At 69.9% G+C, this 11,584-nt stretch carries 12 protein-coding genes; 6 read left to right on the top strand and 6 right to left on the bottom strand.

Features of this window, described 5'->3' with window-relative positions; genetic code table 11:
* Positions 1-20: 20 nt before the first annotated feature.
* Positions 21-1,019: an asparaginase gene (locus tag AC0HS0_RS18040; RefSeq protein WP_472965523.1), complete on the bottom strand. Its 999-nt coding sequence runs from the start codon at positions 1,017-1,019 to the stop codon at positions 21-23.
* A complete protein-coding gene (gene gabT / locus AC0HS0_RS18035; RefSeq protein ID WP_472965522.1) occupies positions 1,016-2,371 on the bottom strand; it encodes a 4-aminobutyrate--2-oxoglutarate transaminase in 1,356 nt (451 codons plus the stop codon). The genes AC0HS0_RS18040 and gabT overlap by 4 nt, the downstream gene beginning before the upstream one ends.
* Positions 2,372-2,409: 38 nt before the next feature.
* Between gabT and AC0HS0_RS18030 the strand changes: the two genes are divergently transcribed.
* A complete protein-coding gene (locus AC0HS0_RS18030) occupies positions 2,410-2,883 on the top strand; it encodes an OsmC family protein (protein ID WP_472965521.1) in 474 nt (157 codons plus the stop codon).
* Positions 2,884-2,899: 16 nt separating this feature from the next.
* Here the strand turns inward: AC0HS0_RS18030 and AC0HS0_RS18025 are convergent, their stop codons facing one another.
* Entirely contained in the window at positions 2,900-3,115 is a 216-nt protein-coding gene (locus AC0HS0_RS18025) for a hypothetical protein (RefSeq protein WP_472965520.1), read from the bottom strand.
* A gap of 67 nt (positions 3,116-3,182) precedes the next feature.
* Between AC0HS0_RS18025 and AC0HS0_RS18020 the strand changes: the two genes are divergently transcribed.
* Complete coding sequence (locus tag AC0HS0_RS18020) at positions 3,183-3,680, top strand: CGNR zinc finger domain-containing protein (RefSeq protein WP_472965519.1); 498 nt, start codon at positions 3,183-3,185, stop codon at positions 3,678-3,680.
* Positions 3,681-3,691: 11 nt separating this feature from the next.
* Here AC0HS0_RS18020 and AC0HS0_RS18015 read toward each other — a convergent pair whose 3' ends face one another.
* The 3 genes from AC0HS0_RS18015 to AC0HS0_RS18005 are packed head-to-tail and all read right to left on the bottom strand — an operon-like array spanning position 3,692 to position 6,789.
* Complete coding sequence (locus AC0HS0_RS18015; protein WP_472965518.1) at positions 3,692-4,462, bottom strand: lysophospholipid acyltransferase family protein; 771 nt, start codon at positions 4,460-4,462, stop codon at positions 3,692-3,694.
* A gap of 46 nt (positions 4,463-4,508) precedes the next feature.
* Positions 4,509-5,402, bottom strand: a complete 894-nt coding sequence (locus AC0HS0_RS18010) for a hypothetical protein (protein ID WP_472965517.1) — start codon at positions 5,400-5,402, stop codon at positions 4,509-4,511.
* A gap of 40 nt (positions 5,403-5,442) precedes the next feature.
* Positions 5,443-6,789 (bottom strand): aminotransferase class III-fold pyridoxal phosphate-dependent enzyme, encoded by a 1,347-nt coding sequence (locus AC0HS0_RS18005; protein ID WP_472965516.1) that lies wholly within the window; start codon positions 6,787-6,789, stop codon positions 5,443-5,445.
* Positions 6,790-6,854: 65 nt separating this feature from the next.
* Between AC0HS0_RS18005 and AC0HS0_RS18000 the strand changes: the two genes are divergently transcribed.
* The 4 genes from AC0HS0_RS18000 (at position 6,855) to ispG (ending at position 11,533) form a co-directional block, all read left to right on the top strand.
* Entirely contained in the window at positions 6,855-7,832 is a 978-nt protein-coding gene (locus AC0HS0_RS18000; protein ID WP_472965515.1) for an FKBP-type peptidyl-prolyl cis-trans isomerase, read from the top strand.
* Positions 7,832-8,920, top strand: coding sequence for a 1-deoxy-D-xylulose-5-phosphate reductoisomerase (dxr, locus tag AC0HS0_RS17995; RefSeq protein ID WP_472965514.1), 1,089 nt, complete (start codon positions 7,832-7,834; stop codon positions 8,918-8,920). Before AC0HS0_RS18000 ends, dxr begins: the two co-directional genes overlap by 1 nt.
* A gap of 68 nt (positions 8,921-8,988) precedes the next feature.
* Positions 8,989-10,320, top strand: a complete 1,332-nt coding sequence (locus tag AC0HS0_RS17990; RefSeq protein WP_472965513.1) for a M50 family metallopeptidase — start codon at positions 8,989-8,991, stop codon at positions 10,318-10,320.
* A gap of 55 nt (positions 10,321-10,375) precedes the next feature.
* On the top strand, positions 10,376-11,533 hold the full coding sequence (gene ispG, locus AC0HS0_RS17985; RefSeq protein WP_472965512.1) for a flavodoxin-dependent (E)-4-hydroxy-3-methylbut-2-enyl-diphosphate synthase: 1,158 nt from the start codon (positions 10,376-10,378) through the stop codon (positions 11,531-11,533).
* The last annotated feature ends 51 nt before the right edge of the window (positions 11,534-11,584 follow it).

The following is an 11,584-nucleotide window of genomic DNA, read 5'->3' as shown; positions in this document are numbered from 1 at the left end:
CGGCGATAGTGGGTGAGGGGTCAGCGGGTGTAGGAGGCGCGGATGGCGCCGACGGGAGCGCCTCGGCCGAGCACGGCCAGATCGAGCTTCGGTGCGACCTCGTCGATCGCGGCGCGGTCGACCGCGCCGGAGTCGGCGAGCAGCGAGAGCGCGACGATGGTGGCGGCGCGGAGGCTGCCGTCGAGCACCTTCAGCGCGACGGTCGTGCCATCGGGCGCGGCCATCACCATGACGCCCTCGGCGCCGAGCTTGGCGAAGATCCCGAGCTCCTCGATGACGACCGTGTTGGCGCGGCCCGGTCCGTCGATCGCCCAGCCGTCGGCGAGGACCGCCGTGCGCAGCTGGGCCGCGTTGCGGAACAGCGCGAACGGCGAGCCGTCGGAAGCCGTGCCGATGCGCTGGATGCCGCGGGCGAGCGCGACCAGCGACATCGCGTACACCGGCGCACCGCAGCCGTCGACTCCCGTGGCCACGACCTTCTCACCGGTCAGCCGTTCCGTCGTGTCGCGGATGTGCTGCTGCAGTGGGTGCTGAGGGTCGAGATAGCTGTCGAATGGCCAGTTGTTCACCCGGCAGGCGAGCAGCATCGCCGCGTGCTTGCCGGAGCAGTTCATGAACACCGGCGTGCGCTGGGCGCCGTCGCGGATCGCCGCGTCGCGCGCCGCGGGATCGAGCGGCCAGTCCGCCGGGCACAGGAGGGCGTCCTCCGTCAGCTGCGCCTGCGCGAGCAGGCCGCGCACCACCGAGATGTGCGCGGGAGTGCCGGCGTGGCTCGCGGTCGCGAGAACCGCAGCCGGCCCCTCCAGGTGCACGCCGGCGCCCATGACGGCGACGGCCTGGAACGGCTTGAGCGACGACCGGGGGAAGACCGGCTTCTCCGGCGCCCCGAGCGCGATCGCCACGCCGCCGTCCGGCCCGAGCACGACGGCAGAGCCGGCGTGCCGCGACTCGACGAAGCCGCTGCGCTCGACGACCGCGAGCTCGACCGCCTCGTCGGTTCCGAAGACCGCGGCGGTCACAGTGCGGCGAAAGCGTCGTCGAGCACCGAGACGGCGTCGGCGATGAGCTCGTCGGACACCGCGAGGCTCGGCAGGAACCGCAGAACGTTGCCGAACGTTCCCGCGTTGAGGAAGAGGATGCCGCGCTGCGCCGCGTAGGCGATGATCGCGTTGACCGCTTCCGGGTTGGGCGTCTTGGTCGTTCCGCCCGTGCCGGGCTGCACCAGCTCGACGGCGACCATCGCACCGATGCCGCGCACGTCGCCGATGATGTCGTACTTCTGCTGCAGCTTCTCGAGGGCCGACGTGAGGGACTTCTGGATGCGCGCGCCGTGGGCGAGGAGGTCGCTCTTCTCGATCTGGTCGAAGACCGCGATGGCCGCGGCGGCGGCGACGGGGTTGCCGCCGAAGGTGCCGCCCAGGCCACCGGGCTGCGCGGAGTCCATGATCTCGGCGCGGCCGGTGACCGCGGCGAGCGGGAGGCCACCGGCGATGCCCTTGGCGCTGAGCACCAGGTCGGGCACGAGGCCGAAGTGCTCGCTCGCGAAGTAGGCGCCGGTGCGGGCCATGCCGCTCTGGATCTCGTCGGCGATGAACACGACGCCGTTCGCGGTGCACCACTCCTGGAGGGCGACGAGGTAGCCGTCGGCCGGCACGACGAATCCGCCCTCGCCCTGGATGGGCTCGGCGACCAGGCAGGCCAGATCGGAGGCGCCGACCACCTTCTCGAGGTACGCGATCGTGCGCGCCGCTGCCTCCTGCCCGCTGAGGCCGTCTCGGTACGGGTAGGAATTCGGGGCGTGGTAGACGTCACCGGCGAACGGGCCGAAGCCGGTGGCGTACGGCATCGCCTTGTAGTTCATCGCCATCGTCAGGTTGGTGCGGCCGTGGTAGGCGTGGTCGAGCACGGCGACGGCGCGGCGGCCGGTGTGCTTGCGCGCGATCTTGACGCCGTTCTCCACGGCCTCCGCACCGGAGTTGACGAGGACCGTCTTCTTGGCGTGGTCGCCCGGGGTGTGCTCGGCGAGCAGCTCGGCGACCCTCACGTACTCCTCGTACGGCGTGATCGTGAAGAGCGTGTGGATGACGTCCTGCAGCTGGTTCGCGGCCGCCTCGACCACGGCGGTCTCGGTGTGGCCCACCGTCGTGACGCCGATGCCGGCGCCGAAGTCGACGAACTGATTGCCGTCGACGTCGACGAGGATGGCGCCGTTGGCGCGAGCGATGTAGACGGGGAGCGCGGACGACACGCCGGTCGGGACGACGGCGAGGCGGCGCTGGTGCAGCTCCTGAGACTTGGGGCCGGGGACGGCGGTGACGATGCGGCGTTCTTGCTCCACGGTGAACGTGGGCGTGCTCAGGGTGTCAGTCATGATGCAGGCCAGTTTAGCCGGGGTGCGAGAATCGACGCATGAAGCTCGAGCACCGCTATGAGATAGATCTGCAGTGGACAGGCAACCGGGGTGAAGGGACCAGCGGCTACAAGGCGTACGGACGCGACCACACCGTGAGCACCGAGGGCAAGCATCCCATCGAGGGGTCGGCCGACCGCACGTTCTTCGGCGACACCGACCGCTGGAACCCGGAGGAGCTGCTGCTCGCGGCTCTGAGCCAGTGCCACATGCTCAGCTACCTGGCAGAGGCCGCGCGGGCCGGCGTCGTCGTGATGGGTTACACCGACCGCCCGACCGGGGTGATGGAGCAGACCAACGACGGCGGGGGGCACTTCACGAGCGCGATCCTGCGGCCGAAGGTCACGATCGCCGACCCCGCGCAGGCGGAGCTGGCGGCGTCGCTGCATGCCCCGGCCGCAGCCAAGTGCTTCATCGCGTCGAGCGTCAACTTCCCGGTCGACCACGAACCGGAGCTGCTGACGCTCGCCTGACGGAGTCGCTTCGGCCTCAGATCGCGCGGCCGCGGAGTCGCGGGCTCTCCGAGGGCGTCTGGACCGGTTCGGCGGCGGCCCAGCGGTGGATCGCTGCGACCCAGCGTTCGTCGCGGGTGAGGGGCGCCGGCTGTTCGGTGCCCGAGTCGCGTTGCGCCCGGAGCAGGGCTTCCTCCTCCTGTCGGCGCGCGAGCGCATCCTGCGAGATGGACCAGAAGACGAGCGGATGCATGATAACCACCTATCTGCGTTGAGTGGTTACAGCTTATCGTAACCAGCTATTGCGTTACAATGGTTATATGCGTACGAATGCGCCCGAACTCGGGGCCGACTACCTGGTGGCGTTCCTCAACACGCTCGACGTGGAGGAGCAGACCGACGCCCTCGACGACGCGGCGGGGTTCGCGACCTGGGCGCGCGAGCACGGCGTGGAGGCGGGGGAGTCGGCCGAAGCCCGGCGCGTGCGCGACGCGCTGCGCCTCGTCGTCGACGGCGAAGAGGCCGAGCTGCCCGCCGTGCAGCTCACCACCACGTGCGGCGACCGCGCAGTCGGGCTGAGCGCCCGCACCGCCGCGGAGGCCGCCGTCGCCTGCTCGGTCGTGCTCAGCATCCAGGGCAAGCTCGGACGTGTGAAGCTGTGCGGCGGGGACGACTGCCGTTGGGCGTTCTACGACAGCTCGCGCAACGGCTCCCGGCAGTGGTGCTCGATGGAGGTATGCGGAAACCGCCAGAAGGCGCGCACCTACCGCTCGCGCCGCGACGAGCAGGCCGAGCAGTCGTCAGCCGGCGAGAGCTAGACGCGCGACGCTCAGAGCCGCTCCGGGCGCAACGCCCGCTTGACCCGCTCGACGGTGTTCGCCGGAGGGGATTCGTTGTACGTCCCGGCCAGCTCCTGCCCGGTCAGGGCGTGGATGGCCGCCATGATCTCGTCGGTGGCCTGGCGTCGCGCGCGCCCCGACTCCGCCGGCCCGTAGTGCGCGACGTCGATCGGCTCGCCGAAGGCGATGGTGATCGGGCGCACGCGTGGGAGCTTCGCGCCGACCGGCTGCACCTCGGCGGTGCCGATCAGTCCCACTGGCACGACCTTCGCGCCCGTCGTCAGCGCCAGCCAGCCGATCCCGGTGCGGCCCTTGTACAGCCGGCCGTCGAGCGAGCGCGTGCCCTCCGGGTACACGGCGAAGGCGGCGCCGGTGTCGATGATGCGCCGGGACTGCTCGAGGGCCTCCTGAGCAGCCTGTCCTGCGCCGCGCTTGACCCCCACCGCGCCGATCGCGGTGAAGAACGAGCGGGAGATGGCGCCCTTGGCGCCCGTCCCCTCGAAGTAGTGCGACTTGGCGAGGAACTGCACGCGCCGCGGCGCGATCATCGGGATGACGAGGGAGTCGATGAACGACAGGTGGTTGCTGGCGAGGATGATCTTGCCGTGCTTGGGCACGTTTCGGGTGCCGATCACCTTCGGCCTGTAGATGACGCGGAGCAGCGGCGCGACGATGTGCCGCCCCACGAAATACAGGAGGCCGGGACGCGGGACGACGTCGTCCTCGGTCGGCTGCCCGTCGTCGGGAGTGCTCTGGTTCACAGAACGAGATTAGTGCCGGTCGTATGCCGCGGCCGGCATGCGACGGTCAGTCCTGGAGGGGCCGGATCGGCGTGCAGCCGTAGCCTCCCGTGTAGATCAGGCACGGGAGCTGGAATCCCGGGTAGCGCACCGTGCGCGGATCGCCGAACCAGCGCTCGTACAACCGCGAGAAGTTGAGGTTGCCGTAGGCGGAGCAGGCTCCGGCCGGCCCGGTCGGATGCGCGAGGGTCTGCGTGTCGGGCTGATACGGCGTGTAGTTGTAGAGGTTCGCCGTCGCCTGGTTGACGATCTCCACCCGGCTCGATCCGCAGGTGGCGTCGGGATGGTATTGGATCGCGTTCGCTCCGATCCGGTACCGCCAGTCGCCGGGGTGCGCGGTGTACTCGCGGAACTGCCACGCGGCGCGGTACACCTGATTGAAGAAGCCGAAATAGCGTGTGTCGCAGGCCGCCGTGTCCGGGCAGGCGTATCCGGTCGCCTTCTGGTAGCCGCCTGCGCTGGGCGTGGTCAGCAGCGACTGCTCCTTCTGCAGCAGCACCAGCAGCACGCGAGGGCTGATCGTGCACGCCTGCGCGATGCGCACGATGATGCTGCTGGCCCGCTCGTTCTTCTTCGCCGGTATGGCGGCGCAGCGTTCGGGGGATGCCGGTGTGCGCGGGACGTCCATCCGGAAGTCCGCGAGACACGGGGAGGCGTCCTTCGGCGTGCACTCGCGCTGCTCCAGAAAGCGCTGCACCTGGTCGGCCGTCATCGCGTCCGGGTTATAGAAGCTGTCGTCGCTGATGATCTCGCCGGGATCGAAGTGCGACGCCGTCGCCGCGGAAGCGGCCGGCGCCGAGCGTCCGGTCGTCGCGGCGTGCGCCGTCGGAACAGCCTCGGCGGCCGGGCCGGCGCCGAGCGCCGGGAGCACGGCGAGCGTCGCCGCGGTCGCGAGGACCACGGCGACGATCCGTCGGCGTGCCAGGTGCATGGTGCGCCGGTCAGCCGAGGCGGCCGAGCGCCTCTTCGATCACGGTCGCGGCGTCGTCGATCAGCTCGTCGCTGATCACGACCGACGGCAGGAGGCGGAGCACGCTGTCCCAGCTACCTGCGTCGAGGGGGATGACGCCATTCGCCGTGGCGTGCGCAAGCACGGCCTTCAGCGCCTCCGGGTTCGGCTTCTTCGTGCCGGGGACGACCAGCTCGATACCGAACATCGCACCGATTCCGCGCACCTCGCCCACGACGGGGAACCGCTCGGCCCAGTCGCCGATGCGCGCCCAGAGCGCCTTCTCGACACGGCGCGCCTCGGCGAGGAGGCCCTCCTCCTCGAAAGCGTCGAACACGGCGAGGGCGGCCGCCGTCGAGACCGGGTTGCCGCCGAAGGTGCCGCCGATGCCGCCCGGCTGCACGGCGTCCATGATCTCGGCGCGGCCGGTCACGGCCGCGAGCGGGAAACCGCCGGCGATGCCCTTGGCGCTGGTCACGAGGTCGGGGACGACGCCGTGGTGCTCGATGGAGTACCAGGTCCCGGTGCGGCCGATGCCGGCTTGGATCTCGTCGGCGACGAACACGATGCCGTTCTCGGTGCAGAACTCGGAGAGGCGCTTGAAGTAGCCGGGCGCCGGGATGATGATGCCGCCGTCGCCCTGCACGGGCTCGACGAACAGTGCGGCCAGCTCGGTCGCGCCGATGTGGGTGCGGATGTAGTCGATCGTGCGCTCCGCGGCCTCCTCGCCGGTCATCCCGTCGGGGTCGCGGAAGGGGTAGCTGATCGGGAGGCTGTAGATCTCGCCGGGGAACGGCCCCATGCCCGCACGCTCCGGCCAGGGGCGGTAGGTCATCGCCATGGTGAGGTTCGTGCGGCCGTGGAAGGCGTGGTCGAGCGTCGCGATGGCGCGGCGGCCCGTGTGCTTGCGTGCGATCTTGACCGCGTTCTCGACCGCCTCCGCGCCCGAGTTGACCAGGATGCTGTGCTTCTCGAAGTCGCCGGGCGTGATCTCGGCGAGCTTCTCGGCGACGCGCACGTAGTTCTCGTACGGCGTCACCGTGAAGAGCGTGTGCGTGAGCTTGGCGGCCTGCTCGGCGGCGGCTGCTGCGACGGCAGGGTGCGCGTGACCGATGGTCGTCACACCGATGCCGCAGCCGAGGTCGATGAGGCGGTTGCCGTCCACGTCGACCAGGATCGCGCCGGAGCCGGACTCCATGTAGATGTTCGCGAGGGTGCCGGCGCCCCGGCTGACCGAGGCGACCCGGCGCTGCTGCAGTTCGACCGATCGCGGGCCGGGCAGCTCGGTGACGAGGTGGCGGGACTGGGGAACGGAGAAGTCGCGGGTCATGACCTCCATCGTATGGGCGCTTCCGGAGCGTCCGTTCAGCGGGGACTGAGGTGGATGCGGCAGACTTGCTGATCGTGCGCAGATCCCTCTCCGTCCTCACAGCAGCCCTCGTCGTCGCCGGCCTCGCCGCGTGCAGTTCGTCGTCGCCCGCTCCGTCCGCTTCAAGCACGGCGAAGGCCGCGAGCTGCCAGAACGTGAAGTCGGGGAGCGTCTCCGACTCGATCAAGGTCTCCGGCGACTTCCACCAGACGCCGACCGTGACCTTCTCGACTCCGCTCAAGGCGACGGACCTCCAACGCACGGTCGTGACCAAAGGCACCGGCAAGAAGGTGGCGGCGGGGGAGACCGTCGGCCTCGGCCTCGCGGCATACGACGGCACGACCGGCAAAGAGCTCGCGTCGCCGGAGGGCTTCGGCGACCAGGCCGCCGTCGATGCGCCCGTCGACGACACCAAGTGGCTTCCCGGCTTCGTCCGTGGTGTGGAGTGCCTGACCGTCGGGTCGCGCGTGGTGGTCACCTCGACCGCGGAGCAGGCGTTCGGCCAGGCATACTCGCAGCTGGGGCTGAAGCAGAACGCCCCCGTCGTGCTGCTGGCCGACATCGTGAACATCCCGCCGAAGCTCCCCACCAAGGCGAACGGGACTCCCGTCGCACCCACCGCAGGATTCCCGACGGTGAAGCTGAGCAAGACCGGCGAGCCCACGATCACCATCCCGAAGGCGGACCCGCCGACGGAGACGCGGATCGCGCAGCTCAAGAAGGGATCCGGCGAGACCGTCCTCCCGGGCGACAACGTCACGATCCAGTACAAGGGCGTCCTCTGGCGGAACGGCCAGGTGTTCGACTCGAGCTGGAGCCGCGGTGAGACCGCGTCGTTCCAGACGACCCAGGTCGTGAAGGGATTCCAGAAGGCCCTCGAGGGTCAGACGGTCGGCTCCCAGGTGATCGCCATCGTGCCTCCGGCCGACGGCTACGGCTCCGCGGGCAACGCCACGATCAAGGGCACCGACACGATGGTCTTCGTGATCGACATCCTCGGAACCTCCCGCTGATGAGCGCCCGCCGCGTCGTCATCCTCGGGTCGACCGGTTCGATCGGCACGCAGGCGCTCGACGTCGTGGCGGCCAACCCGGGCCGCTTCGAGGTGGTCGGGCTGACGGCGGGGCGCGACGCCGGGCTCCTCGCCCAGCAGGCGGAGCGGTTCGGGGTGCGCGACACGGCGCTCGGGGCCGAGGACTCGGTGCGGCTGATCCGCTCGGTGGAGGCCGACGTGGTGCTCAACGGCATCACCGGCTCGGTCGGGCTCGGTCCGACGCTCGCCGCGCTCGAGACGGGCGCGATGCTGGCTCTGGCCAACAAGGAGTCGCTGATCGTCGGCGGTGCGCTGGTCAAGCAGGCTGCGGCTCCCGGCCAGCTGGTCCCCGTCGACTCCGAGCACTCGGCGCTGGCCCAGGCGCTGCGCTCCGGCACGGCGACGGAGGTGCGCCGGCTCGTCCTCACCGCGTCCGGCGGGCCGTTCCGCGGCCGGTCGCGCGAGTCGCTGCGCGACGTCACCCCTGCGGCGGCGCTGGCTCACCCGACCTGGGACATGGGACTCGTCGTGACGACCAACTCGTCGACGCTCGTCAACAAGGGCCTGGAGGTCATCGAGGCGCACCTGCTGTTCGACGTGCCATACGACCGCATCGACGTCACCGTCCACCCGCAATCCGTCATCCACTCGATGGTGGAGTTCGTCGACGGTTCGACGATCGCCCAGGCGTCGCCTCCCGACATGCGCCTGCCGATCTCGCTCGGTCTCGGCTGGCCCGACCGCGTCCCCGGTGTCGGCGAGCCGCTCGACTGGACGCGCGCGCACACCTGGACTTTCGAGCCCCTCGACGACGAGGCGTTCCCCGCCGTGGCGCTCGCCAAGCGCGTCGGCGCCGCCGGCTCGACCTACCCGGCGGTCTTCAACGCCGCGAACGAGCAGGCCGTTGCGGCGTTCCACGCCGGTGCGATCGGGTACCTCGACATCGTCGACACGGTCGCACGCGTGGTCGACGCGCACGAGCCGGAGGCCCAGCTCAGCCTCGCCTCGCTGGCCGAGGCCGAACGCTGGGCGCGTGCGACGGCCGACGCGCTGATCTCCGGTCGCTGAGCGCCGGTCATCGAGTAGGCATAGCAAGCGTCCGGCTCGCTCCAAGCGATCGCGGCTAGCCTTTGCAGGTGGATTCCGTGCTCCTGTTCATCCTCGGCGTCGTCATCATCCTGATCGGCGTCGCGGTCTCGATCGCGCTGCACGAGATCGGGCACCTGGTGCCGGCGAAACTGTTCGGCGTCAAGGTCACCCAGTACATGATCGGCTTCGGCCGCACGCTGTTCTCGGTCAAGCGCGGCGAGACCGAATACGGCGTGAAGGCGATCCCGCTCGGCGGCTACATCTCGATGATCGGGATGTTCCCTCCCGGCAAGGAGGGCGGCGCGGGCCGCAACGCGACGACCGGTTTCATGCAGGCGATGGTGCAGGACGCCCGCACCTCGAGCGCCGAGACCGTCGGCGAGGGCGAGGAGGACCGCACCTTCTACCGGCTCGCGGTCTGGAAGCGGATCATCATCATGTTCGGCGGGCCGTTCATGAACCTGGTGATCGCGACGGTGCTCTTCGGCGTGATCCTGATGGGGTTCGGCACGCCTCAGAACTCGACGACCATCGGCACCGTGAGCCAATGCGTGCTTCCGGCGACGAGCAGCTCGCAGACCTGCGGGTCGAACGCCCCCGAGGGGCCGGCGGCGGCTGCGGGCCTGAAACCCGGCGACACCATCGTCAGCATCGGCGGCAAGCCGATCACGTCGTGGGCGCAGTCCACCGCGATCATCCGGGAGTCGGCCGACCGCCCACTCACCATGGTGCTCCGCCGCGACGGGCAGGAGCGCACCGTCGTCCTCACGCCGAAGACGAACACCGTGGCGAAGACCGACGCAAGCGGTCAGGTCGTCAAGACGGCGGGTGGAAGCACAGAGACAATCACCGTCGGCTTCGTCGGCATCGGCCCGGTGCCTGAGCTCGTGCCGCAGCCGATCACCTCCGTGCTGCCGGCGGTCGGCGCGCAGACGGGTGCGGTCGTCGGGGTGATCGTGCACCTCCCGCAGCGCATGGTCGAAGTCTGGAATGCGGCGTTCGGCTCCGGTCAGCGCGACCCGAACGGGCCGATCAGCCTGGTCGGGATCGGGCGCGCGGCGGGAGAGCTGACCGCGCTCGACGGCGTGCCGGTGATCGACAAGGTCTACACGATGCTCGGCATCCTGGCGTCGCTCAACGTCGCGCTCTTCGTCTTCAACCTGATCCCGTTGCTGCCCCTCGACGGCGGCCACATCGCGGGGGCCCTCTGGGAGGGCTTCCGGCGGACGATGGCCAAGCTGTTCAAGCGGCGCGATCCCGGGCCGGTCGACATGGCGAAGCTGATGCCGCTGACGATGGCCGTGGTGGTGGTCCTCGGCGGTATGAGCGTGCTGCTGATGTACGCGGACATCGTGAAGCCGATCAACCTGTTCGGTTGATCCGGCTCCCCGGTCACGCCCAGCCGGCTCCCACCCGCACGCGTAGGATTGTCGGGTGGCAGCAATCAACCTGGGGATGCCCAAGGTCCCCGAGACCCTCGCACCCCGTCGCAAGTCCCGTCAGATCCGTGTCGGAAAGGTCCTGGTCGGGGGTGACGCCCCCGTCAGCGTGCAGTCGATGACCACCACGCCGACGACGAACATCAACGCGACCCTCCAGCAGATCGCCGAGCTCACAGCCTCCGGGTGCGACATCGTCCGTGTGGCCGTCCCGAGCCGGGACGACGCGGAGGCGCTGCCGATCATCGCCAAGAAGAGCCAGATCCCCGTGATCGCCGACATCCACTTCCAGCCCAACTACGTCTATGCGGCGATCGACGCCGGTTGCGCGGCTGTGCGCGTCAACCCCGGGAACATCCGCAAGTTCGACGACCAGGTCGGAAAGATCGCGGCCTATGCCAAGGCGGCGGGTGTCTCCCTGCGCATCGGCGTCAACGCCGGGTCGCTGGAGCCGAGCCTGCTGCAGAAGTACGGCAAGCCGACCGCGGAGGCGCTGGTCGAGAGCGCGGTCTGGGAGGCCAGCCTCTTCGAGGAGCACGACTTCCACGACTTCAAGATCTCGGTCAAGCACAACGACCCGATCGTCATGGTCAAGGCGTACCGGCAGCTCGCCGAGCGCGGCGACTGGCCGCTCCACCTCGGTGTGACCGAGGCCGGTCCCGCCTTCCAGGGCACCATCAAGTCCGCGACCGCGTTCGGCATCCTGCTGGCCGAGGGCATCGGCGACACGATCCGCGTCTCGCTGTCGGCCCCACCTGCCGAGGAGGTCAAGGTGGGCCTCCAGATCCTCCAGTCGCTCAACCTGCGCGAGCGCAAGCTCGAGATCGTGTCGTGCCCGAGTTGCGGGCGCGCCCAGGTCGACGTCTACACGCTCGCCGACAGCGTGACCGAGGGGCTGCAGGGCATGAGCGTCCCGCTGCGCGTCGCGGTCATGGGCTGCGTCGTCAACGGCCCGGGGGAGGCCCGTGAGGCCGACCTCGGCGTCGCCAGCGGCAACGGCAAGGGCCAGATCTTCGTCAAGGGCGAGGTCATCAAGACCGTCCCGGAGGCCGAGATCGTCGAGACCCTGATCGCCGAGGCCAACCGCATCGCCGCCGACATGGAGGCCGCCCAGGTCGCCTCCGGTGAGCCCACGGTCACTGTCGGTCACTAGGCGGCGTCACCGACGCATCCGCGGCTGAGGCCACCTCGACGGCACCACTAA

It is taken from the genome of Leifsonia sp. PARNA 1/14 (assembly GCF_055720965.1).
This window is presented reverse-complemented; position numbering and strand designations above follow the sequence as displayed.